The sequence below is a fragment of the Streptomyces sp. NPDC048295 genome (assembly GCF_040652135.1).
In the GTDB taxonomy this organism is placed as follows: domain Bacteria; phylum Actinomycetota; class Actinomycetes; order Streptomycetales; family Streptomycetaceae; genus Streptomyces.
This window is the reverse complement of sequence record NZ_JBEZLL010000001.1, coordinates 480,323-502,951: the sequence shown is the minus strand read 5'-3', so window position 1 is coordinate 502,951 and position 22,629 is coordinate 480,323. Positions and strand designations below refer to the sequence as shown.

General features: G+C 72.2%; 18 protein-coding genes. 10 read left to right on the top strand and 8 right to left on the bottom strand.

Features of this window, described 5'->3' with window-relative positions; all coding sequences use genetic code 11:
• Positions 1–93: 93 nt before the first annotated feature.
• The 3 genes from AB0D53_RS02180 to AB0D53_RS02170 all read left to right on the top strand — a co-directional run bounded on the left by AB0D53_RS02180 (position 94) and on the right by AB0D53_RS02170 (position 1,853).
• A complete protein-coding gene (locus AB0D53_RS02180) occupies positions 94–1,038 on the top strand; it encodes a peptidoglycan recognition protein (protein WP_362438645.1) in 945 nt (314 codons plus the stop codon).
• The gene (locus AB0D53_RS02175; protein ID WP_362438642.1) at positions 1,035–1,535 is read left to right on the top strand and encodes a levansucrase; all 501 of its coding nucleotides are present in this window, start codon (positions 1,035–1,037) and stop codon (positions 1,533–1,535) included. The genes AB0D53_RS02180 and AB0D53_RS02175 overlap by 4 nt, the downstream gene beginning before the upstream one ends.
• A gap of 135 nt (positions 1,536–1,670) precedes the next feature.
• Entirely contained in the window at positions 1,671–1,853 is a 183-nt protein-coding gene (locus AB0D53_RS02170; protein ID WP_362438639.1) for a hypothetical protein, read from the top strand.
• Between the two features lie 21 nt (positions 1,854–1,874).
• Here AB0D53_RS02170 and AB0D53_RS02165 read toward each other — a convergent pair whose 3' ends face one another.
• Together AB0D53_RS02165 and AB0D53_RS02160 are read right to left on the bottom strand one after the other, a co-directional pair.
• Positions 1,875–4,502 (bottom strand): discoidin domain-containing protein, encoded by a 2,628-nt coding sequence (locus AB0D53_RS02165; protein ID WP_362438636.1) that lies wholly within the window; start codon positions 4,500–4,502, stop codon positions 1,875–1,877.
• Between the two features lie 217 nt (positions 4,503–4,719).
• Positions 4,720–5,817: a threonine synthase gene (locus AB0D53_RS02160; RefSeq protein WP_362438633.1), complete on the bottom strand. Its 1,098-nt coding sequence runs from the start codon at positions 5,815–5,817 to the stop codon at positions 4,720–4,722.
• Between the two features lie 230 nt (positions 5,818–6,047).
• On the opposite strand from AB0D53_RS02160, the gene AB0D53_RS02155 reads away from it, so the two are divergent.
• The 6 genes from AB0D53_RS02155 to AB0D53_RS02130 all read left to right on the top strand — a co-directional run bounded on the left by AB0D53_RS02155 (position 6,048) and on the right by AB0D53_RS02130 (position 13,421).
• Complete coding sequence (locus tag AB0D53_RS02155) at positions 6,048–7,634, top strand: S8 family peptidase (protein ID WP_362438630.1); 1,587 nt, start codon at positions 6,048–6,050, stop codon at positions 7,632–7,634.
• A 311-nt stretch (positions 7,635–7,945) separates the two neighbouring features.
• Entirely contained in the window at positions 7,946–8,698 is a 753-nt protein-coding gene (locus tag AB0D53_RS02150) for a GntR family transcriptional regulator (protein WP_362438627.1), read from the top strand.
• Between the two features lie 434 nt (positions 8,699–9,132).
• Positions 9,133–9,315: an SPOR domain-containing protein gene (locus AB0D53_RS02145; protein ID WP_362438624.1), complete on the top strand. Its 183-nt coding sequence runs from the start codon at positions 9,133–9,135 to the stop codon at positions 9,313–9,315.
• A gap of 129 nt (positions 9,316–9,444) precedes the next feature.
• Positions 9,445–9,849, top strand: coding sequence for an NUDIX domain-containing protein (locus AB0D53_RS02140; protein WP_329818285.1), 405 nt, complete (start codon positions 9,445–9,447; stop codon positions 9,847–9,849).
• A 418-nt stretch (positions 9,850–10,267) separates the two neighbouring features.
• Positions 10,268–10,696, top strand: a complete 429-nt coding sequence (locus AB0D53_RS02135; protein ID WP_362438621.1) for an ATP-binding protein — start codon at positions 10,268–10,270, stop codon at positions 10,694–10,696.
• Positions 10,697–10,889: 193 nt separating this feature from the next.
• Positions 10,890–13,421 carry a SpoIIE family protein phosphatase gene (locus AB0D53_RS02130; RefSeq protein WP_362438836.1) on the top strand — a complete coding sequence of 844 codons (2,532 nt, stop codon included), beginning with the start codon at positions 10,890–10,892 and terminating at the stop codon, positions 13,419–13,421.
• A 29-nt stretch (positions 13,422–13,450) separates the two neighbouring features.
• Here the strand turns inward: AB0D53_RS02130 and AB0D53_RS02125 are convergent, their stop codons facing one another.
• The gene (locus tag AB0D53_RS02125; RefSeq protein WP_362438618.1) at positions 13,451–14,164 is read right to left on the bottom strand and encodes a PspA/IM30 family protein; all 714 of its coding nucleotides are present in this window, start codon (positions 14,162–14,164) and stop codon (positions 13,451–13,453) included.
• Between the two features lie 92 nt (positions 14,165–14,256).
• Positions 14,257–16,371 (bottom strand): TPM domain-containing protein, encoded by a 2,115-nt coding sequence (locus AB0D53_RS02120; RefSeq protein ID WP_362438615.1) that lies wholly within the window; start codon positions 16,369–16,371, stop codon positions 14,257–14,259.
• A 150-nt stretch (positions 16,372–16,521) separates the two neighbouring features.
• Between AB0D53_RS02120 and AB0D53_RS02115 the strand changes: the two genes are divergently transcribed.
• Positions 16,522–17,559, top strand: a complete 1,038-nt coding sequence (locus AB0D53_RS02115; protein ID WP_329818283.1) for a hypothetical protein — start codon at positions 16,522–16,524, stop codon at positions 17,557–17,559.
• A 151-nt stretch (positions 17,560–17,710) separates the two neighbouring features.
• On the opposite strand, the gene AB0D53_RS02110 is transcribed toward AB0D53_RS02115, so the two are convergent.
• The 4 genes from AB0D53_RS02110 to AB0D53_RS02095 all read right to left on the bottom strand — a co-directional run bounded on the left by AB0D53_RS02110 (position 17,711) and on the right by AB0D53_RS02095 (position 22,559).
• Positions 17,711–19,186 (bottom strand): glucoamylase family protein, encoded by a 1,476-nt coding sequence (locus tag AB0D53_RS02110; RefSeq protein ID WP_362438611.1) that lies wholly within the window; start codon positions 19,184–19,186, stop codon positions 17,711–17,713.
• Between the two features lie 282 nt (positions 19,187–19,468).
• On the bottom strand, positions 19,469–20,671 hold the full coding sequence (locus AB0D53_RS02105) for a family 1 glycosylhydrolase (RefSeq protein ID WP_362438608.1): 1,203 nt from the start codon (positions 20,669–20,671) through the stop codon (positions 19,469–19,471).
• A 104-nt stretch (positions 20,672–20,775) separates the two neighbouring features.
• Positions 20,776–21,684 carry a carbohydrate ABC transporter permease gene (locus AB0D53_RS02100; RefSeq protein ID WP_362438605.1) on the bottom strand — a complete coding sequence of 303 codons (909 nt, stop codon included), beginning with the start codon at positions 21,682–21,684 and terminating at the stop codon, positions 20,776–20,778.
• A complete protein-coding gene (locus AB0D53_RS02095) occupies positions 21,681–22,559 on the bottom strand; it encodes a sugar ABC transporter permease (RefSeq protein ID WP_362438833.1) in 879 nt (292 codons plus the stop codon). Before AB0D53_RS02095 ends, AB0D53_RS02100 begins: the two co-directional genes overlap by 4 nt.
• Positions 22,560–22,629: the final 70 nt, after the last annotated feature.

Genomic DNA, 22,629 nt, shown 5'->3' with positions numbered 1-22,629 from the left:
CGCGGCGGACCGGGCGCCGCGAAGCTGTGGCATACGCGCTCCCGCCGGCATCCCGGCGAAAGACGAAGGCGAAAGACGAAGAAGGTTTCTCCTGTGCGTCTGTACCGAATGCGTCTGTACCGGATAGCGCTGTGGGTCACGGTTCCCATGGCGCTTCCCCTGCTGGCGGCACCTGCCGGAGTGACGGCGGTCCGGGCCGCCGGGGACACGGCCCCCGAAGGGGCACCTTCCGTGTGGCGGCCCGGAACGACCGCTCGGCCCGCCGACACCGGGCGGCCGTTCCCGGCCCTCGGGGCGGCCTCGATGGCCCTGCCCCGTACGGTGCCCCGGCCCGCGATCGTGTCGCGTGCGCAGTGGCGGGCCGACGAGACCAAGCGCGACAGCCATGCGCACTACGCGGAAGGGGTCGGCGCGGTCTTCATCCATCACACCGACACCCCCAACGGCTACGACTGCGCGGACGTCCCCCGTACCCTGCGCAATCTGTACACCGGCCAGACCCGCGACCGGAGTTGGGGCGACCTCGGCTACAACTTCCTCGTCGACAAGTGCGGCACCATCTACGAAGGCCGCGCCGGCGGTGCCGACCGGGCCGTCGTCGGCTCGCACACCATCGGGTTCAACCAGGGCACCACGGGGATCGCGGCCATCGGCACCTTCGGGCCGGGGACGCCGGTGCCGGCAGCCATGGAGCACGCGATCGCGGCCCTGGCCGCCTGGAAGCTCGCGCCGAGCGGGGTCGACCCGGCCGGCAAGGTGCGGCTCGTGTCCACGAACGGCAAGAGCCGCTACGCCAAGGGCACTTCGGCCGAGTTCGACGCCATCTCCGGCCACCGCGACGGCTTCGCCACCAACTGCCCCGGGGACGCGCTGATCGCACGGCTTCCCGCGATCCGCAGACTTGCCGCCGACATCCGGGGCGGGAACATCCCGGCGGCCCGGTTCCCCCGTCTCGCCGCGAGCCCGGCCGACGCCGTCGGCGGTCCGCCGCCCCGCATGTCACCCGCCGGGCCGGTCCGTGGACAATCGCGGCCATGAGCGAAGAGTCGATACGGAACTACCTGGCCTCGGTCGAGAGCCGGCTGGCGGCCGACGCCTGCGCCCCGCGCTGGGAGGACTGGTCCGGGGTTCCGGTCCTCGTCGGGCGGCGGGCCGACTTCCGGATGCGGTGGGCCGCCACCAATCTGCACCTTTTCACCGTGGCCGCGGCCGTGCCCGAGGTCACCGTGCCCGTCATCGACGCATTCACCACGCAGGTGCTCGCATACGCCAGGAAGAACAAGGGCGGTCTGCCCGTCGGGATGCAGACCGGTGTCGCCGCCTTCCCCGTCCTCGTCAGTGACCGGATCGATCCGGCCGCGACGGCGTGGGCGCAGGAGAAGCAGCGCAATCAGTTCGCCTGCTTCGCGCGCCCGGTCGTGGTCGACGGCGCGCGCGGCCATGTGGGCATGTACCGGGGGAAGCCCGCCCTGGGCCGGGCCTATGCCTCGCATCTGATCGAGAAGGGCGCCCGCTACTTCGATCCGCAGGGCTGAGGCGCCGCGGCCGGAGGCCGTTTCCTCCCGTTCACCCTCTTTCCGGCGAACAGGACCACGGGCCCCGACCGGATGGCATGATCAGCCGCGTGTCGTCGCACATCCGTGCGGCACGCGCTCTTGATCGGGGGAAACATGGAACAGCGTCCGGCCGCGAGATCCGGCTTCAACTGGTGGCTGCCCAGCGTGTACGCGGCGGCCGTCGTCCTCACCGGCGCCCTCGGCTCGGGCAGGGCGACAACGATCCTGGCGGCGGTGGGCGGCATGCTGCTCGGCCTGTACTACGGCTTCGGCAACAGGCTCCGCGCCCGCCGATGACCCCTCCGTACGGCCGCGCGGTCATGGTTGGGTGACTCTCAACTCCTTGACCCCTGCGGGCTTCCGGGCGTCCTTGGACGTGACCGTCAGCCGCACCAGGCGGGCCCTGCCGCCCGCACGGTACGGCTGCCAGCGGGTGCCGTCGGCCGATGTCTCCAGTACGTACGAGGACGGCCGCACGTCCGTCCACTCCGGCTCGGCCGAGGTCACCGCGGACGCGCGCCCCAGGTCCACCGTCAGCGCGCCCGTCGCGCCTTCCGGGGACCAGGCGGTGGCCGGGCTGCCGTCCACCGCGGCGGCCGCGTACAGGCCGGGGGACTCCGAGGTCGCCGTCGCCGGCCGGCAGCGGGCCGCGTCGGTGGTCCGGGCGAGGTCGGGGCGGCGGGTGGGGAGCGTGAGCGTACCGGTGAGCAGGCGGGGGCCGGCGGGGGAGTGGACGGTGAAGGGGGCGCCGGAGGTCAGCCGTACCGTCGTCGTCAGGGGGCCGATCGCGAGGTCGTACGTACGGCCCCGGTAGTGCAGGCCCGCCAGTGTGACGCCGCTGCCCAGCTGCGGCGGCAGCAGCGGATCGAGCCGCACCCCGTCCTCCCGGAGCCGCAGCCCCGTCAGGCCGTGCGTGAAGACCTGGAGGAACCCGCCCTTCCCGGTGAGGAAGTCCTCGGCGGGGAAGCCCGACAAGGGGTCCTGGGCGCCCGCCTTCGCGCCCCTGGCCTCGCTGAACAGGGCGTACGGGCCGCGCATGAACGGGCGCACGGCGCGTTCGAGATAGGTGTACGTCGCACAGCCGGGCTCCCCGATCGCGGCCGCGTCGATCGCGTGGACCGAGTCGGTCATGGCCGGACCGTCCGGATCGGTGCGCGCCGCGTAGTAGTTGAGCGTGGCCGCGGCGGCGCCCGGCTCCATCGGCCACTCCAGCGGATAGATCAGCAGCACCGTGTCGGCCTGCTTGATCGTCGAGCCGTCGTAGCCCGCGTACTGGAGGAAGATCTTGCGCGCCGGGTCGTACGGGATGCGCAGGCCGTCCGCGACCCGCGTCCACTCGGGCGGCGCGGGGTGTCCGAGCAGCCGTGCCGCGCGGGTGGCGTTGCGCAGGGCGGTGGCCGCGACCGCGTTGGTGAAGACCCCGTCGGTGACGCCGTTGCTGTACTCGTCGGGGCCCGCGACGTCCTTCACCGAGTAGCCGCCGTCCTTGTCGGCGGTGGCCCGTGAGACCCAGAAGGCGGCGATCCCTTCGAGCAGCGGCCAGCCGCGCCGGGCCAGCCACTCGTGGTCCCCGGTCGCCAGGTAGTACTGCCAGACGGCCAGCGAGACATCGCCCTGGAGGTGGTTCTGGGTGATGCAGTGCGGGGGGTTCCAGCTCTGGCACTCGGACCACAGATCGCCGCCGCTCGCACTCGTCCATGGATAGAACAGGCCCTGGAACCCCAGCTTCCGGGCATTGGCGCGGGCGGCCTCGCGCGTGCGGTAGCGGTACTCGACGACCGGACGGGCCAGTTCGGGCCGGGTGACGAGCAGCCCCGGGTACATCCAGATCTCGGCGTCCCAGAACACCATTCCGGCGTAGTTGTCGCTGGTCAGACCGGCGGGCGCGATGCTGTCGCGGGAGCCGGTCCGGGTGGACGCCAGCAGCCCGTACTGTGCCGCCCGCAGCCACTTCTGGAGCTGGGGGCGGCCCGGTACGGAGATGTCGGCCGCCCAGTCCCGCTGCCAGGCGGCCGCGTTCGCCGTGAGCACCCCGGACCAGCCGCGCCGGGCCGCGCGCCGGGAGGCCGCGCGGGCCGAGGCGCGGGGGTCGGGGGAGGTGAGCGCGGTGTCGATGCCGACGTACTTCTCGAAGGTGTACGTACGCCCGGCGCGCACCTGGTGCGTGCTGCGCGCCGCGACCGGTGCTCCGGCCCCGGGCCCGTCGGAGCGCACGGTCTGGGCGATCGCGCCCTTGATCCCGGTGCCCCGGGTGCGGAACGTGCCGTCGTCGCCGAGGTCGAGCCGGCGTGCGCCTCTCGGGTCGAGCCGGCCGGTGACGGTCGTGGTGCCGTTCCAGTGCGGGGTCATGCGCAGCCGTACGGCGCCGGTGTGCACATCGGAGCGGTCGGCGAGCACCTCGTACGTCAGGTCGGTCGCGTGCCCGTCGGCCGTGGTCCAGCGCAGCGACGTACGCACCAGCCCGCAGCGCAGGAAGAGCGTCTGGCGGTAGCGCGAGATCCGGCCGCCGGGGGTGCCGGAGCCGTAGGTCTCGTCGCCGACGCGTACGTCGAGATCGGTCCAGCTCGGCAGTGCGGCGATCACTTCGCGGCCGGCGGCGAGGTCCTTCTCGCGCCCGAACAGGCCGGAGACGAACGCGCCGTCGTAGCGCGGGGTGAAGAGCGGCCAGCCGGTCTTCTCGTCGGACGCGGCGTATCCGGCGCCCGCGGCGGGCACCCGGTGGCCCAGGTATCCATTGCCGGTGTAGGGGGCGTAGCCGGCCGCCTCGCCGAACCGGGTGGAGGCCGGCGCCCAGGCGGGATCGGTGTCCCGGCCGCAGGCGGTGGCCGCCGCGGCCGGGGCGGCGGGAGACACCACCGCGTAGGAGGCGGGGCCCGGAGGCACGATCAGGGCGCCTGCGGCCAGGGAAGCGAAGGACGTGAGGAAAAGGCTGCGCGAGAGGCTCACCGTACGAAGGTAGGGAAGCGCGTGCCGCGTGGCGGCGCGCGGCACGCGGGGTGATGGGCTGATGGAGCGGCGGGCGGGGCGGGGGCCGGTGGCCCGCCGCGCAGGGGAGCGGTACCGGTTCAGCGAGCGGGGCCGGTCCTGAGCCCGCGCGTCAGTGCGCGGGACCGGTTCTGAGCTCGCCGCGCAGGGGAGCGGGGCCGGTCCTGAGCCCGCCGCGTCAGTGCGCGAGACCGGTCTTGAGCCCGGCGCCGCACAGGGGGACGACGACACTGCGGTCCGTCCAATGGCCGACCGCCGCCCAGCAGGCCACGCCCGTCGTCTCCACGTAGAACCCGCGGGCGGCCAGATCCAGCTGCGCGGCGCGGATCTGATCCTCGGTCACCGTGAGGAAGGTGCCGCCGGACTCCCGGACCGCGGCCAGGACGGCACGGGCGCGGGGCGGGCGGGGGATGGCGATGCCCTCGGCGAGGGTGGCGGCGGCGGGGCCGGCCGGGGCGTCGGGCAGATCCTCGGCGCCCGCGCGGAAGGCGGCGGCCAGCGGGGAGACGGCCTCGGCCTGCACGGCGATCAGCGCCGGTCGCCGGTCGATCAGTCCCTGGGCGTGCAGTTCGGCGGTGGCCAGGGCCGCGCCGAGCAGCAGGGTGCCGTTGCCGACCGGTACGGCGATGGCGTCCGGGAGACGGCCGCCGAGGTCCTCCCACAGCTCGTACACATAGGTCTTCGTGCCGTGCAGGAAGTACGGGTTGAAGACGTGCGAGGCGTAGAAGGTGCCGGGGGCGTCGGCGGCGCCACGGGCGGCTGCCGCGGTGGCCTCGCGGTCGCCGGGGACGATCTCCAGGCGGGCGCCGTGGGCCCGGATCTGCTCGGTCTTCTTCGGGGACGTGCCCTCGGGGACGTACACCGTGCAGGGCAGTGAGGCACGGGCGCAGTACGCCGCGACGGCCGTGCCGGCGTTGCCGCTGCTGTCCGCGACGACGCGCTCGGGCGACAGACGGCGGGCCAGTTCGGCGAGCATCACCGCGCCGCGGTCCTTGAAGGAGAGCGTCGGCATGAGGAAGTCGAGCTTGGCCGACACCGCGCCGGTGAGCGGGACGAGCGGGGTGCGGCCCTCGCCGAGCGTGGTCGTGGGAGCGGAGAGGGGCAGCACCTCCTCGTAACGCCACAGTGAATTGACCCGCCGGGCCAGGGAGTCGAGCGAGAGTGGGCCGGCGGCTTCGAACGCGAGGTCCCAGGGGCCGCGGCAGACCGGGCAGCACCAGGTGAGAGCGGTGGTGTCGGCGCGGGTACCGTCCTGCGGGCAGATGTATGCGGGCATGCCGGTCAGCATGTCAGGCGTGTGGCCGCCCCGTGGCGAAGGTATTGCAGAGCCCAGCGCACCCTTGTGCGATTCCCAAGAATCGGTCAATCTTTCGCTGTCGGCAGGGCCGTGGGCAGCGCGGAACCGGCAACAGGTGATTGTCATGGTCATGACTTGATCTGCCCTGCTCCGCCCCGGCGGCACGTGCAACCCCCCACCAGAGCACCGCGATCGAGGAGGCCCCCCACATGCCAGTGACGCGTCACACCCCCCACGCACGCCGAAGACTCGCCGCGGCGGGTTTCATAGCCGGAGCGGCCCTCGCGCTCTCCAGCGCCGCGGTGTTCCCCGCCTCGGCGTCCGGGCAGGCGGCCGAAGGCCGGATCCAGAACGCGGGTGCCCCGGGCACCATCAGCGGCAGCTACATCGTCACGCTCGACGAGGCGGCGGCCGACGCGGGTTCCGCGAAGGGCAGGGCGCTCGCCGAGGAGTACGGCGCCAAGATCAAGAAGACCTACCGTGCGGCCGTCAACGGCTACGCGGTGGAGCTCTCGGAGAGCCGGGCCAAGAAGTTCGCCGCCGACCCGGCCGTCGAGTCCGTGGTGCAGAACCGGACCTTCCACGTCACCGGCACCCAGCCCTCGCCGCCCTCCTGGGGGCTCGACCGGATCGACCAGAAGTCCCTTCCGCTGAACCAGAGTTACACCTACCCGGACAACGGCGGCCAGGGCGTCACGGCGTACGTCATCGACACCGGTGTGCGGATCACCCACAGCGACTTCGGCGGCCGGGCCTCGTACGGCTACGACGCCATCGACAACGACAACACCGCTCAGGACGGCTACGGCCACGGCACCCATGTGGCGGGCACGGTCGCCGGCTCGGCGTACGGCGTGGCCAAGAAGGCGAAGATCGTCGCCGTCCGGGTCCTCGACGACAGCGGCTCCGGCACGACCGCGCAGGTCGTCGCGGGCATCGACTGGGTGACGGCGAACGCCGTCAAGCCCGCGGTGGCCAACATGAGCCTGGGCGGCGGGGCGGACTCGGTGCTCGACGCCGCGGTGCGCAAGTCCATCGCGTCCGGCATCACCTACGCCGTCGCCGCGGGCAACGAGTCCACCGACGCCTCCACGAAGTCCCCGGCACGGGTCACCGAGGCCATCACGGTCGGCTCCACCACCAGCACCGACGCCCGCTCCAGCTTCTCCAACTACGGCAGCGTGGTCGACATCTTCGGCCCCGGCTCGTCGATCACCTCGGCCTGGAACACCGGCGACAGCGCCACCAACACGATCTCCGGTACGTCGATGGCGACCCCGCACGTGGCCGGCGCCGCGGCCCTCTACCTGGCCGACCACCCGAGCGAGAGCCCGGCCCAGGTCTCCGCCGGACTGGTCGCCGCGGCCAGCACCGGAGTGGTGACCAACCCGGGCACGGGTTCGCCGAACCGCCTGCTGAACGTCGGCAGCGGCTCCACCACCCCGCCGGGCGGCAAGAAGTTCGAGAGCACGACGGCCTATGCCATCGCCGACAACTCCACCGTCGAGTCGCCGATCACCGTCACCGGTGTCACCGGCAACGCGCCGGCCGCGCTGAGCGTGCCTGTGAACATCACGCACACCTACAGCGGCGACCTGAAGATCGACCTGGTCGCGCCCGACGGTTCGGTCTACAACCTGAAGGCGTACGGGAGCGGCGGCAGCGCCGACGACGTGAACACCACCTACACGGTGAACGCCTCCTCGGAGGTGGCCAACGGCACCTGGAAGCTGCGGGTCGGCGACAACGCGTCGGCGGACACCGGGAAGCTCAACTCCTGGGGTCTGCAGTTCTGATGGGCGGGTTCTGATCGCGCGGTCCCGATGACATCGCGTCCGTGACGCGCTGAACGGGCGGGGCGGACGGGAACGGGCGGGGTGGCTGCTTCGGCGGCCGCCCCGCTTCCGTGCGAGAAGGAGCACGGTCGTGGTGAACCGGGGGAGGGGGCGGCACGTGCGAAGGGCTGAGATCCCTCTGGCGGCCGATGGCCGGATATGCATGAGGGCGGGGCGAATCATCACTTCGAGTGAATCTTTGGCCTGCGCTTGCGGTACACAACCGACGGTTGTCACGCTGTTGCAGACTGTCAACCTGTTGGGAGTGGCCTGTGACTTTCGGTGAGCAGCCCGCCTATCTGCGCGTTGCAAGCGATCTGAGAGAGAAGATCGTCAACGGTTCGCTGCCGCCGCATACGCGCCTGCCTTCGCAGGCCCGTATCCGCGAGGAGTACGGGGTCTCGGACACCGTCGCGCTGGAGGCGCGGAAGGTGCTGATGGCCGAGGGCCTGGTGGAGGGGCGCTCGGGCTCCGGCACCTATGTGCGCGAGCGCCCGGTCCCGCGGCGGATCGCCCGCTCCGGCTACCGCTCCGCGGCCGGCGCCAGTCCGTTCCGCCAGGAGCAGACGGCGGAGGGGGTGCACGGGACGTGGGAGTCCCGCAGCGAACAGGAGGGGGCGAGCGCGGAGATCGCCGAGCGCCTGGGCATCGAGCCCGGCGACCGGGTCATGCGCACGGGATACACCTTCCGCGAGGCCGGGGAGCCGATGATGCTCTCCACCTCCTGGGAGCCGCTCGCCGTGACGGGGCGTACGCCGGTGATGCTGCCGGAGGAGGGCCCGCTGGGTGGCTGCGGGGTGGTCGAGCGGATGGCCGCGATCGACGTCGTCGTGGACAACGTGGCCGAACAGGTCGGCGCGCGCCCGGGGCTGGCGGAGGAGCTCCTGGCGCTCGGCGGTGTGCCGGGGCATGTGGTGATGGTGATCGAGCGGACGTACTACGCCTCGGGCCGCCCGGTCGAGACGGCGGACGTGGTGGTGCCCGCCGACCGCTTCCGGGTCGCCTACCACCTCCCGGTCCGGTGACCGGCCTGCGGGGAGCGCGGTCCTGTGCGGGTGGCGGCACGTCGGCACCCGGCCGGGTCCCGTGACCGACGGGCGGTCATCGCCGGTATGAGGTTGTCATGTCCCGCTCCTGTCGCCCGGTCCGCAGCCGCACCCGGGCGAAGGGTGGGGAGCGGCCGATGGCGGAGGCGGTGGGTCCGGCCCGGTCCGGCGCGATGACGCGTGCGGCGGTGCCGGGCGCGGGGCAGCTGCAGCGGCGCCACGGGCGCAGGGGGGGCGCATCCAGTCGGATGCGCCCCTTCTTGTCGACCGGATCCGTATCTCTTTGTGTAATTACGTATCCGTTGAGTGAAGGTCAGGCGTACGCTCGGGCATATGCGTACTGCGGTTTCCTGGGGATCTTTAGTGACGTGCACAACGTTCGAGGGAGGGGCGCGATGCTGGGGAGGGACACGATGAGCGACAGCACGGCCGCTCTTCCGTGGCTGGTGATAAGGCAGGACGACAACGGCAATCGCTACCGCGTCGGCAGGTACGCCACGCAGGGCGAGGCCCAGAAGATCGCCGACAAGCTCGATGAGCACGGACACAAGCAGCTCTACTGGGTGGAGCAGGTCGGGCAGAGCACCCGGCCGTAGCGCGACGGCGTGGAGTGCGGCGGGGGCGGCGGTCGCGCTCCGGCGCGTGACCGGGGGTGCGTCCACCGGGCCGGTCGCCCCGCCCCGCTAAGGTCCTGTCCGTCCGGGTTGCACATGAACGAAGGCGGAATGATGTCGGTCCTGATCGACACGGTGGCATGGGTGCGGGTGGAGAACGGCAGGATCCTCTGCGCGCGGCCACGGGGCAAGGACGTCTTCTACATCCCCGGCGGCAAGCGGGAGGGTGCGGAGACGGACCTGCAGACCCTGCTGCGCGAGGTCGAGGAGGAGCTCGCCGTGGCCATCCTCCCGGCGACCGTCTCCCACATGGGCACGTACGAGGCGCAGGCGCACGGCCATCCGGACGGCGTGGTCGTGCGCATGAGCTGCTACGCCGGTGAGTACCGCGGGACGCTGGCCGTCAGCAGCGAGATCGAGGAGATGGCGTGGTTCTCCTACGCCGACCGACCGCTCGTCCCGCCGGTCGACCAGCTGCTCTTCGACGACCTCAAGGCCGCGGGCGCGCTGACCTGAGCCGGTTCCGGCCGCGTCTTCCGCAGCCAAGTGGCCCGGGGCCCGGGCCACTTCACCGGTGACCGTCGCCTGCACCGGCGATCCGCCCGGGCGCCGGCCCCGCCCCGTGGCCGGTGTGCGTACGTCAACTGCGTACGGCCCGAAGCGACTTCGGAGCCGGGTGCGGCCGCCCGTGCGGCGCTGTCGGAGCACCGGCGCGCGGCGGGGTGCCGGGGAGGTGGTTGAGCGGAGCAAACACCGTGGTGGCGGCGCGCGCCGGTCGGCTCGTGCGCCCCTTCTCCCGATGCGCGTCCGTTCGCGTGCGCGGCCGTACACCCGTACGCCCCACGTGTCGATCCTGGCGGTAGTTCACCCGGTATATCGGGTATGTGCTGAATAACCGTTGTGAACGAGTGTTCCCCGCTGCCGGCCCTGGGAAGTGATCGGCGTGATCGACAGTGAAGGCGACTGTGCCGAGTGGACCTTTCCGGCTGTGCCGGGCGCCGTGCGATCCGCGCGGCACGCGGTCCATGGGGCGCTGAGCGCCTGGGGGCTCGACGCGGTCGTCGGGGATGTGACAGTTCTGCTGGTCAGTGAGTTGGTGACCAACTCGATGCGGTATACATCGGGTCCCATCGGTGTACGTCTGGTGCGCCCTCATCCCAACGGCGACGGGCCGGCGGCGCGCTCCGGACTGCTCGTGGAAGTCTCCGATCCGCTTCCGGATCCGCCCACCGAACGCATGGCCGGCCCCGAGGACGAGGGCGGCAGGGGGCTGCAGCTGGTGGCGTGTTCCGCCCGCCGCTGGGGGACCAGGCGGGGAAAGACCGGCAAGACCGTGTGGTTCGAGCTGGCCCTGCCTGGTTAGGAGTGGGGTGGGACGGACAGCGATCACCAGGGGTCGGCCAGAAGCTGGCTGAAAGGGACTGAGACCGTGCTGTGATCGTGAACGCCGTGTCGGTTGGGGCCGGAGTGCTGAATACTGCGGGCAGGACCGGTCCGGTGTGTGAGCTGGAGGGGACGGTCGCGTGAGCGAAATACCTGGGACAGCGGGCGAGATCGTGTGGCAGAGCAGCCCGCCTGGCTCGATCTATGACTACATCAGGGTCGCCTCCTTCTCGATCGGCCCCGATGGCCTGATCGAGCAGTGGAGCCGCCGGGCCGCCGGTCTCTTCGGCATTGCCGCGGACAGAGCGGTGGGCATGGATCCGGTCGAGGCGTTCATGCCCGCCGAACTGCGCACCGACGGCCGCCGCAGGGTCGGCGAGATCCTCGACGGCAAGGAGTGGACGGGCCTCGTCCCCTTCCGGATACCCGGCGAGGGCGGCATGCGCGGGCTCGCCGAGATCTATGTGATGCCGAGCGGGACGGCGAGCGGCGAACGGGCCGCGGTCTGCATCGTCGTGGACGTCCGGGCCCTGCGCCACATCGAGACGGACCTCGCCGCCTCACAGGCCATATTCGGCCAATCTCCCTTCGGCTTCGTGCTGTTCGGTACGGACCTCTCGGTGATCCGCGCCAACCAGCGCTTCGCCTCCGTCTTCGGCGGCCGGGCCGAGGACCACCGCGGCCGCACGGTCGAGGACTACCTCTCCGGACCCGAGGCCGACCGGCTCACCGTCACCATCGAACGCGTCCTGGAGACCGGGACCTCCGTCACCGACCTCCAGATCATCGGCACCGCACCCGGCGAACCCGGCAGCCGCCACTGGTCCATGAACCTCTACCGCGTGCACAGCGGCTCCGGCCGCCCCATCGGCGTCGCCGGACTGGCCACCGATGTCACCCGGAGGCACATCGCCGCCCGCGAGGCCGCCAGCGCCCGCCGCAACCTCGCCCTGCTCAACGAGGCCAGCGCCCGCATCGGCAACTCCCTCGACCTGGAGACCACCGCCCGCGAACTCCTCGACGTCGCCGTGCCGGGCTTCTGCGACCTCGCCTCCGTCGACCTCTACCAGGGGCTGCTCACCGGGGACGACGCACCGCCCGGAAGCTGGGATTCACTCCGTCAGGAATCCGTCGGCACCTCCGCCGAACTGCGCCGCGTCGCCCTGGCCAGCGCGGTCTCGGACGCCCTGCCCGGCATCGCCGTGGACACCGGCTCGCCCGAGCTCGGCTCCGTACACCGCTTCCCGTTCAACTCGCCGTGCGCCATCGCCCTGCGCACCGGCCACGTCGAGGACGTGCCCGGCGACGACCGGGGATTCGTCCAGTCCACGCTCGCCGTGCCGATGGTCGCCCACGACACGGTGGTCGGCCTCGTGCAGTTCTCCCGTACGAAGGGCAGCGAGCCCTTCGGCGAGCGGGACCGGGCCCTGGCCACCGAGCTCGCCGCCCGCGCCGCGGTCTGCATCGACAACGCCCGCCTCTACCGGCGCGAGCACGAGCGCGCGCTGATCCTCCAGCGCAGCCTCCTGCCGCCCGGCGACCCCGTCGCCGCGGGCCTCGACATCGCCTGCCGCTACCTCCCCGGCAACACGGCCACCGAAGTGGGCGGCGACTGGTTCGACGTGATCGAACTCCCCGGCCACCGCACCGCCCTCGTCGTCGGCGACGTGATGGGCCGCGGACTGCGGGCCGCTGTCGCCATGGGAGAACTCCGCACCGCCGTACGGACCCTGGCACTCCTGGACCTGGAACCCGCCGAGGTGCTCTCCGCGCTCGACGAGGTCGCCCGCGGACTCGGTACCCCCGGCGGGGGCAACGCCTCCGGCGGCGGCGCCCAGTGGCCCTCGCGGGCCGCCCACAAGTCCCGCGAGGCGGACCTCTCCGAGGTCTACCTGGCGACCTGCGTGTACGCGGTCTACGACCCGGTCACCCGGCGGTGCACCTTCGCCAACGCGGGCCACCTGCCGCCCGCCGTGGCCGAACCCGGCGAGGCCGCCCTGCTGCTCGACGTCCCGCCCGGGATGCCGCTCGGCGTCGGCGGCGAACCCTTCGAGGAGGTCGAGGTCGAGCTGAAGGAGGGCTCCGTGCTCGCCCTCTACACGGACGGGCTCGTCGAGTCCCGCGACCATCCGCTCGACGAGGGGCTCGGCGCCCTGCGCGGAGCGCTCGCCGATCCGCACCGGCCGGTCGAGGACCTCTGCGACCACGTGCTGACCACCCTCGACACCCGGCACGGAGAGGACGACATCGCCCTGCTGGTGGCCCGCGTCCAGGGACTGCCGGCGGACGCGGTCGGCGACTGGCGGCTGCCCCGCGAACCCCGCTCCGTCGGCCGCGCCCGCGAACTGGCCCGCGGCCGGCTGCTCGCCTGGGGCCTGGACGACCTGGTGGACACCACCGAACTACTGGTCAGCGAGCTGGTCACCAACGCCCTGCGGTACGGGGAGGGCGAGATCCGGCTCAGGCTGCTGCGCGACCGCACCCTGGTGTGCGAGGTGTGGGACTCCGGACTCGTCCAGCCCCGGCGGCGGCGGGCCCGCGACACCGACGAGGGCGGGCGCGGACTCCAGCTGGTCGGGCTGCTGAGCGTGGCCTGGGGGTCGCGGCGCACGCCGCGCGGCAAGACCGTCTGGTTCGAACTGGCCCTCCCCGACGGGGAGCCCGCCGCGGAACTCACCGTCGAGCAGCTGCTGAGCATGTACTGAGCGGGCCGCCGGGGCCCATCCGGCAGCGGTCACGAAGCCGACTTCAGCGCCGCCAGCCGGGCATCGACCTCGGCGCTGTCGCCCAGGCTGTCCAGCTGCTCGAACTGGGCGTCCAGGGACGACGCGGCCAGCTCCTGCTTGCCCAGCGCCCTCGCCTCCTCGCGCCGCACCTTGTCCTCGAACCGGCTGAGCTCACTGGTCGGGTCGAGCACGTCGATGCTCTTGACGGAGTCCATCATCCGGTTCTGGGCCTCGGCGGACCTGGCGCGCGCCACCAGCTCGTCGCGCTTGGACTTCAGCTCCGACAGCTTGGCCTTCATCTGGTCCAGGCCGGACTTCAGCCGGTCCACCACCTCGGTCTGCGCGGCGATGACCGGCTCCGCCGTACCCGCCTCCTTCTCCGACCGGAGCTGACGGCCGAGCGCGACCTTGGCCAGGCTGTCGAACCTGTCCGCCTCCGCACCCGACCCGGCCGCCCGCAGCTCGTCGGCCTTGCGGCTCGCGGCGAGCGCCTTGCCGCCCCACTCCGCGGCCGCCTCCACGTCCTCCCGGTGGTCCTGCTCCATCAGCCGCAGATTGCCGATGGTCGCGGCGATCGCCTGCTCGGCCTCCGAGATGTTGGCCGTGTAGTCGCGGATCAGCTGGTCCAGCATCTTCTGCGGATCCTCGGCCTGATCGAGCAGCGCGTTGACATTGGCCTTCGCCAGCTGGGTGACACGGCCGAGAATGGTCTGCTTGGTCATGGACCTCTCCTTGTACGAGTGCGGTTCTCCGGGTGGATCTCCGGATGCGTTGCCTGTGGACGAAGCCTCGGGCCGGTGCCCGTGCCGGCGGTTCAGAAGCGGCCGCCGCCACCGCGCCGGCCGCGTGTGCCCCCGCCGCCGAAGCTGCCGGGCCCGGCAGCCCCTCCGTGCCCCCCGCCGCCGTAGCCTCCGCCGTGAACGCCGCCGCCGCGGCCGCCCCCGCCGCCCAGGAGGCCGCCGAGGATGATGCCGCCGAGCACCGCGCCGCCCACCCCGCCGCCCGTACCCCGTGCGCCGCCCGGACCGTTCCGGTCCCCGTACGCGCGCACATCCTGTTCGGCCAGGCTCCTGGCCTGGCCGGCCAGCGAGTCCGCCTGCCGCGCCTCGGCCAGCGCGCCCTGCGGATCCTTCGACCCGGCCAGCTCGCGGGACCGCTCCAGCCGCCGCTGGGCCTCCGCCAGACGGGTCCGGGCCTGGCTGCCCACCGCTCCCCGGTGCGTGGTGATGTAGTCGGCCGCGGCGGCGATCGCCGAACGCGCGGTGAGCACCGCCCCGTCCAGGAGGGAGAGCGCCCGCCGGTCGCCGGCCTCCCGCTCACGGACGGCGGCCAGCGCCGCGTCGAGCGCCGCGTCCGCCTCCTCCACCCGGCGCAGCGCGTCGATCGGGTCGTACGGACCGGCCCGCATCTGCGCCCGCACATCGCCGAGCACCGACCGCGCGCGGGCGATCCGGCCCCGCAGGTCCGCGGTCGGCGCACCCTCCCCGGTGCCTTCGAGCAGCCCGCCCGCGTCGGCCAGATCGGTCTCCGTCCCGGTGAGGGCGGCGGGCAGCCGCCCCGCCGCCTCCGCGAGTTCCCGGCTCCGCCGCTCCACCGCGTCGACGAGCGTGGTCGCCTGGTCGACGGCGCTCTCGGCGGCCCGGATGTACACCGCCGCCGCGGAATTGCTGTCGCTGTCCACCGACTGCCGGCCCCGGTTGAGGCTCGACGTGGCGAAGACGAGCCGGTCCTTCGCCTGCTCGATGTCGTCGGCGAGGGCGGCGAAGGCCGACTCCGCGTATTGCTCGCGCATCGTGGACAGGGCCGCCTCGGCCGCCGGGACCCGCCCGGCGAGTGCCCGGAACGCCGCCTCGGCGGTGGCCAGGGCCTGCGGGGCGTCGCGCTCCAGGGCGCGCAGCCGGTCGAAGTCCCCGGACACGGCGTCCAGGCGGGAACCCGCGTCCGTGCAGCGGCCGATGATCTCGTCCAGCATCCGGCGTCTGGTCGCGTCGTCCTCGGGAAAGGCGTCGTCCAGCTTCTGGCGCAGCCGGAACGCGGCCGTCAGCTCGCCCTTCGCGTACCCGACGGCCTCCGTGAACGGGACCGCCGCCTCCTCGCCGAACTGGGCGGTGGCGAAACCCAGTTCCTCCTCGCTGGTGCGGACCGCGTCGTCCGTCTCCACCAGCGCCTCCTTCGCGCGGGCGTCCAGCTCGGGCAGCGGAGTCACCGCGGGCGAGCCGCCCGGCCCGGCAAAAGCGGGGCCCCAGCCCGTCGCGCCGGGTGTGGTACGGGTCGTGGCGCGACGCCTGCGCCGGGTGTACGCGTAGCCGGCCGCCGCTGCCGCCCCGCCCACGACGACCACCGGAAGGATCAGGTCCGTGGCGCTGGTCCCGCCGGAGCCGCCGGTTCCGGGATCGGCCGCACCGGGGGTGACGGCCGGGGTGGGCACGGCCCTGCCGGCCAGCACGGCGGAGTAGCCCTCCGCCGCGCCGATCGCCGCACCGGCCCAGTCGTTCTCCCGGAGCGCGGGCTCGATCGCCGTGCGCGCCACGTCGGCCAGCTGCGCGTCGGTGAGCCGGGAGCCCTGCTCGACCGTGTACGCGTACTGCCGGTCGTGGGTGGCGACGGCGAGCAGGACGTCGTCGCGGCCGAGGCCGTTGCGGTCGGCCGTCGCATCGGCCCAGCTCTGCGCGGACCGCCCGGAGAAGTCCCGCACGTACACGACGAAGAGCTGGACGCGGCGCTGCCCGTACAGCCGGTCGAGTGCGGCGCGCACCTGGTCCCTGCGGTCGCCGAGCGCCCCCACCTTGTCGGTGATCTGCCCGTCCCGGGACAGCGTGACGGGATCGTCGGCGCGAGCGGCCCGCGCCGCGGGAAGGGCCAGCCAGCACACCGCCAGCAGCGCGGCGAGCAGGGCCCGGCCCGGTACGGATATCCGGGTACGGCTCACGAGCGGCATCACCTTTGTGAGGCTATGTCCACCCTCCGTGACCCGCGACCCGGCGGCCCGGCCCGCCACCGGTGCCCGGACGGTGCGTCATGATGCCCTGCGACACACCGGCACACAGGGGGAGACGACGTGTTCACAGGGATCGGGCGCATGGCCGGGGCGATACGGGGACGGGTGGCCCGGTTCCGGTGGACCTGGCCGAGACGGATCGCGCTGGGAGCCGTCCTGGTGATCGTGGTGCCGGTCCTCACCGCGGGCATCGCCCTGCGGCTCACCTACACCGGCGACCCCGGCGACGGCACCCGCACCCGGGGCCGCGACGCCATCTGGCTCGGCCACGCCTGGGTCGACGGACGCAAGGACGACGCCGACCTCGCCGCCTTCGCCGCCCGGATCGAGGGGACCGGGATCAAGGACCTGTACGTCCACGCCGGTCCGCTGGAGCACGACGGCACCCTGCCCGCCACGGCCTACCCGAGGGCCCGGTGGCTGATCGACGCCGTCCACCGCACCCTGCCCGGCATCCGGGTCCAGGCCTGGCTCGGCGACGTACTCGCCACCGAGGGGCCCGACGGGCTGCGCCTGGAGCGGGCCGCGTCCCGCACCGCCGTGGTCGCCTCGGCCCGGCAGATCCTGGACGCCGGGTTCGACGGCGTCCATTTCGACCTGGAGCCGCTGCACTCCGGCGACCGCCACTACCTCTCGCTCCTCGACGACCTCGGCGCGCTCACCGGGGCGCGCGGGGCGCGGCTGTCGGTGGCCGCCCACCAGATCGACCCGCTGCCCGCGGCGCACCGGGTGCTCGGCGTGGTCAGCGGCGGCAGCGAGAAGTGGTGGTCGCAGAAGTTCTTCGGCCAGGTCGCGCGCCGGGTCGACCAGATCGCCGTCATGTCGTACGACACCTGGATGCCCCTGGAGGGGATGTTCGGCGGCTATGTTGCCCACCAGACGGCGCTCGCCCTCGAAGTGACGCCGAAGGACACCGATCTGCTGATGGGGCTGCCGTTCTTCCACGAGAACGACCTCGGACACCACGAGTCGGCCGAGACGGTCGCGGCCGCGGTCCGCGGCACCCGGCTGGGACTGGGGCGCACGGACCGCGGCCGCGAACGGTTCGGGGTCGCGCTCTACGTCGACTTCGCCGCGCGGGACGGCGACTGGGCCGCGTACCGCGCGGGCTGGAACTGAAGAGACCGGAACTGAACGGACCGGAACCGGACGGACCGGAACCGGACGGACCGGAACCGTGCGGTGGCGTACCGGGCGGTGGCGTACCGGGCCGGGGCCGGGCCCCGAGCACTCCGCCCCGGACCGGTACGCCGCCACGTTTCGAGGCGGTTCAGATGGAGAACCGCTCCTTGGCCAGCAGCGGTCGCACCTTCGACCGGAATCCGCCGGTCCGGAACGGTCGCTGGAGCAGGCCGGGGCGGATCGCCTGGGCCAGCGCCGCGGCGATCATGCCCTGGTCGAGCGCGAGCAGATAGTCGCTGACCCGCCCGGTGCCGACATTGACGGAGTCCCGGAAGCCGTACCCCGTGTGGTAGGCGCCGAAGTCGCGGTCGAGCGCGCGCAGGTTGGCGATCGCCTCGTCCGGGGCGTGGGGCAGGGCGAGGAAGGAGGCGTGCGGGGTGACCACGCCGTTGGTGAACGCCGAGGCGGGCGGCAGCGGTTCGCCGTCCTTCGTGTACGTGCGGTCGGTGTTGGAGGCGTAGCCGTCGACCTGCATGCCGATCGCGTCGACGCCGTACTCCTGGTAGCCGCCCTCGGGGATGTTGGCGGGGGAGAAGCCCCAGTACCCGTACCCCGCCTCCGTCATGCCGTGCTCGATCTGGCTGCGGACGTACCGGTGGTGCGTGAGGCCCCAGGACCCCGGCGACCACTCCGCCTCCGGCACGAACAGCGGCACCATCAGGGCCTCGAACATCGACCCGCCCCAGCTGGGCACGATCTTCCGGCCGCGGTGGGTGTAGTGCCCCTGCCAGACCCGTACGCCGTCCATGGCGACGTAGCTGCCCTGCGGGTGCTGCTCCTGCTCGTGCTCCGGGAGCATCGTGCGCAGCAGGTGCCAGTAGTGGTCGGCGGGCAGTGAGCCGTCCGCGATGCCCAGGTAACTGGCCATGCGGGGCTCCGTGTTGAGCGCGCCGTAGTGGTGGCCGGTGGGCTCCTCGGTGTCGGGCCAGAACCCGCCGCGCAGCTGTCCGGGGCCGGCGACCGGGTCGGCCGGGTCGTACGGCGTGTAGTAGTACGACCAGTCGGCGGTGGCCAGGATGCGGTCGACGCGGGGGCGCAGCGAGGGCGCGGCGTCGGCTGCGATGCGCAGACCGGTGATCAGCCAGGCGTTGTCGACGGAGGAGAGGAACGGGCGGACCGGGTCGCCCGTGCCGGGCCACCGGGTGAGGACCGAACCGTCGTGCGCGTCGTACCAGTTGAGCCAGAAGCCGTGGTGGCGCTCCAGCTTCTCGACGGCCCGCACGGTGTGTTCCAGCCGTCGGCGCATCGTGTCGTCGCCGATCACGCCGAGCCCGGCGGCGGCCACGGTCGACCAGAGACCGCAGCCGATGTTGGTGGGGGAGGTCTGACGCGACTGCACGGGGGTGCCGGGCCCGCTGACGTCGATCTTGTCGACGGCGAGACCGAAGTCGGTCGTCATGGCCTCGATCGAGCGATACGTGTCGCGGAACCAGCGCAGGAGCAGCGGGGTGTGCGCGCCGCGCGCGGGCCGGGCGGCGGCACCCGCCGGGGGCGCGGCCACGGCTCCGAGCGACAGGGCGGCGGCCCCTGTCCCCGCTGCGGTGAGAAACGTACGACGGTCCATCAGAACCCCTCGAAGAAGAGCCACCGGCTGTGGGCGGTGGGCGGATTTCGTTCGTCGGTCGTGATTGCGGGCGCGGGGCGCCGTGCCGTGTACGGCACCCGCGTGCGCCGCCGCTCGTGAGCAGGGCAGGACACGAGCGGCGCCGTACGCGGGCACAGGGTCGAAGGACCCTGCTGTACGGGAACCGGCGTCCGTCAGGTGTCGCCGGTTCCCGTACGGGCGGGAGCTGTCAGGTCGCTCCCGGTCGGGGGAGCCGAAGTCGTTCGGCCCGGGGTGCCGGGGTCAGCCGGCGATGCGCGGCAGCGCGCGCGTGCGGCCCATCTCGCCCAGCCAGACGGCGGACGGCTTGGGCAGGCGCTCGAAGGTCTCCGGGTCCCAGCCGATCAGGCCGAAGGTGGGCTTGTAGGAGCCCCACTCGTAGTTGTCGAGCGCGCTCCAGGCCAGGTAGCCCTGGACGTTCAGGCCGTCCTGGATCGCGGAGGCGACCTCGTTCAGGGCGCCGGTGTAGTAGTCGACGCGGCGGCTGTCCTCGTCGGTCGCGATGCCGTTCTCGGTCACGATCAGCGGGATGCCGTTGCCCAGCACCTCGGCGGTGTGACGCAGTGCGTAGCCGACCGCGGAGGGGTAGTACTCCCACTGCGTGAGGGTGCGCTCGACGCCCTCGGCGGTGGGTATCGGGCCGTCCGTGCCGATCCTGGTCCGGGTGTAGGACTGCACACCGATCCAGTCGTCGCCGCGGGCGGCCTCGATGAAGACGTCCTCGCGGGGGTGACGGTAGGCGGCGGTGACCTCCTCGGCGCCGGGCAGGGCCTGGTAGACCTGGTTGGCGATGGTCCAGCCGACCTTGATGTCCGGGTCGATCGCGCGGACCTGCTCGACGGCCGCGTGGTGGGCGGCGATGACGGCCTCGGTGGTCTCGTCGTCGGGGGTCGGCAGCCCGGCGGGCGGGAAGCTGTTGTCGCCCCGCTTGGCCTGGCCGGCCATCACGGCGATCATGTTCGGCTCGTTGATGGTGCAGACGTGGCTGACGCCCTCGGCGATCACCGGCGCGCAGGCCGCGACGTAGCGGGCGAAGAGCTCGGTCGCGCCCTCGGCCGTCCAGCCGCCGCGCGCCTCGAACCACTGCGGCACGGTGAAGTGGTGCAGGGTGATCATGGGGCGCAGGCCGCGCTCGATGGCGCCCTCGACCATGCGGCGGTAGTGGGCGATCTCGGCCCGGGAGAACGTGCCCTCGACCGGCTCGATGCGCGCCCACTCGATGGAGAACCGGTAGTCGGTGAAGCCCAGACCGGCCAGCACGTCCATGTCCTCGTGCCAGCGGTGGTAACTGTCGCAGGCGTCCAGGCTGGGCTCCTGGATGTGGGTGCCCGCGGCGTGCTCCTTGACCCACCAGTCGCTGTTGATGTTGTTGCCCTCGATCTGGTGGGCGGCCGTGGAGGCGCCCCACAGGAAGTCTTCGGGGAACGGGACCTGGGTGTGCGTCATCGCAAACTGTCTCTCTGGTGATGAAGGGGTGTGGCCGACGGAGTGTGGGGCCGTGGCCTCGTACGTTTCGGTGGCCCGCGGCGGCGGGCCGGGGCCCGGCCGGCCTACTTCATGCCGGCCGTGGCGATGCCCTGGGTGAAGTGCCGCTGGAGCGCGATGAACAGGACCACGACGGGCAGGACGACCAGCAGGGAGCCCGCCATCAGCATGCCGTTGGAGCCGCCCGCCTTGTTGGGGTCGGTGGCGAAGGTGGCCAGCGCGACCGGCAGGGTGTACTTGTCGGGGTCGTTGGTCGCGATGAGCGGCCAGACGAAGTTGTTCCAGGAACCCAGGAAGGTGAAGATCGACAGCGTCGCCAGAGCGGGCTTCACCAGCGGCATCACGATGCGCCAGAAGATGTACCACTCACCGGCGCCGTCCATCCGGGCCGCCTCCAGCAGCTCGTCCGGGATCGACTGCATGAACTGCCGCATCAGGAAGACCCCGAAGGCTCCGGCGGCGAACGGCAGCACCAGACCGGCGTACGAGTCGATCAGCTGCAACTTGCTCATCAGCACGAACAGCGGCAGCAGCATCAGGTTGCCGGGCACCATCAGGGCGCCGAGCACCAGGCCGAAGATCTTGTTGCGGCCGGCGAAGTTCAGCTTGGCCAGGGCGTACCCGAGCATCGAGCAGAACACCAGGTTCGAGACGGTGACCAGCACCGCCACGATCACCGAGTTCATGAAGTACAGCGGCAGATCGAGCTTGTCGAGCAGCTCCCGGAAGTTCTCCAGGGTCCACTCGGTCGGCAGCCACACGGGCGGGCTGGCCGTCAGGTCCGCTTGCGTCTTGAAGGCCGAGACCGCCATCCACAGGAACGGCGCCGACATGATCAGCAGGCCGGCCGACAGCAGGACGTAGACCAGGACGCGCTTCGGGTTGCGGGCCTTCTTCGGTACGGACGGCCGCGTGTCCCCGGGCTTCTTCGACGGCGCCGTCGAGACGGCGCCCGGTGCACTGGTGGCGCTCATTTCGTGTTGTCCTTCAGCAGTCGGAGCTGCAGCACCGTGATGCCCATGATCACTACGAAGAGGACATACGCCATGGCACTCGCATAGCCCATGTGGAAGAAGTTGAAGCCCTCGCGGTACATGTTCAGCGAGACGGTGAGCGTGGAGTCCGAGGGACCGCCCTGGGTCATCACGAACGGCTCCTCGAAGACATTGAGGTAACCGATGGTCGTGATCACCGTGGCGTAGAGCAGCGTGGGCCGCAGCAGGGGCACGGTGATGCCCTTGAACTCCTGCCAGACACCGGCACCGTCCAGCCGCGCGGCCTCCCGCACCTCGGTGGGGATGGCCTGCAGACCCGCGATGAAGAGCACCATGACCGTGCCGAGGTTGCGCCAGACCGCCATCGCGATCATCGACGGCATGGCGAGCGTCTCGGAGCCCAGGAAGTCGGGCGAGGTGAGGCCCACTTCGGAGAAGAGCCCCGCGATGAGCCCGTCGCTCGGGTCGAGCACGAACCGCCAGACCACGGCGACCGCGACGATGGTCGTGACCACCGGGGCGTAGAAGCCGACGCGGAAGAAGGTCCGCGCCCGGTCGATGCCGTTGTTCAGCAGTACGGCGACGACCAGCCCGAGGAAGATCGTCAGCGGTACGCCGATCACCACGAAGTACGCCGTGTTGAACAGCGACTTGAGGAACTTGTCGTCGCTGAACAGCTTGACGTAGTTCTCGAAGCCGATGAAGTTCGCGTCCATCGGGTGCGTGACATTGCGCAGCCCGAAGTCGGTGAAGCTCATCACCAGGGTGGCGACGATCGGGAACGCCATGAAGACGAGGAACAGGACGAGGAAGGGAGTGGAGAACAGCCAGCCGGCCACGTTCTGCACGCCCATCGACTTGCGCCGGCCCCGCCGACCCGCGGGCCCGGCGGCCGGGGACCCGGAGGTCCCCGGCCCGGCCTGC

Bases quoted from the DNA above. Each gene is read 5' to 3' on its own strand.
- AB0D53_RS02175 (WP_362438642.1), top strand. From the start codon at position 1,035: ATGAGCGAAGAGTCGATACGGAACTACCTGGCCTCGGTCGAGAGCCGG.
- AB0D53_RS02170 (WP_362438639.1), top strand. From the start codon at position 1,671: ATGGAACAGCGTCCGGCCGCGAGATCCGGCTTCAACTGGTGGCTGCCC.
- AB0D53_RS02160 (WP_362438633.1), bottom strand. From the start codon at position 5,817: ATGCCCGCATACATCTGCCCGCAGGACGGTACCCGCGCCGACACCACC.
- AB0D53_RS02155 (WP_362438630.1), top strand. From the start codon at position 6,048: ATGCCAGTGACGCGTCACACCCCCCACGCACGCCGAAGACTCGCCGCG.
- AB0D53_RS02145 (WP_362438624.1), top strand. From the start codon at position 9,133: ATGAGCGACAGCACGGCCGCTCTTCCGTGGCTGGTGATAAGGCAGGAC.
- AB0D53_RS02140 (WP_329818285.1), top strand. From the start codon at position 9,445: ATGATGTCGGTCCTGATCGACACGGTGGCATGGGTGCGGGTGGAGAAC.
- AB0D53_RS02125 (WP_362438618.1), bottom strand. From the start codon at position 14,164: ATGACCAAGCAGACCATTCTCGGCCGTGTCACCCAGCTGGCGAAGGCC.
- AB0D53_RS02115 (WP_329818283.1), top strand. From the start codon at position 16,522: ATGGCCGGGGCGATACGGGGACGGGTGGCCCGGTTCCGGTGGACCTGG.
- AB0D53_RS02110 (WP_362438611.1), bottom strand. From the start codon at position 19,186: ATGGACCGTCGTACGTTTCTCACCGCAGCGGGGACAGGGGCCGCCGCC.
- AB0D53_RS02105 (WP_362438608.1), bottom strand. From the start codon at position 20,671: ATGACGCACACCCAGGTCCCGTTCCCCGAAGACTTCCTGTGGGGCGCC.
- AB0D53_RS02100 (WP_362438605.1), bottom strand. From the start codon at position 21,684: ATGAGCGCCACCAGTGCACCGGGCGCCGTCTCGACGGCGCCGTCGAAG.
- AB0D53_RS02095 (WP_362438833.1), bottom strand. From the start codon at position 22,559: ATGGGCGTGCAGAACGTGGCCGGCTGGCTGTTCTCCACTCCCTTCCTC.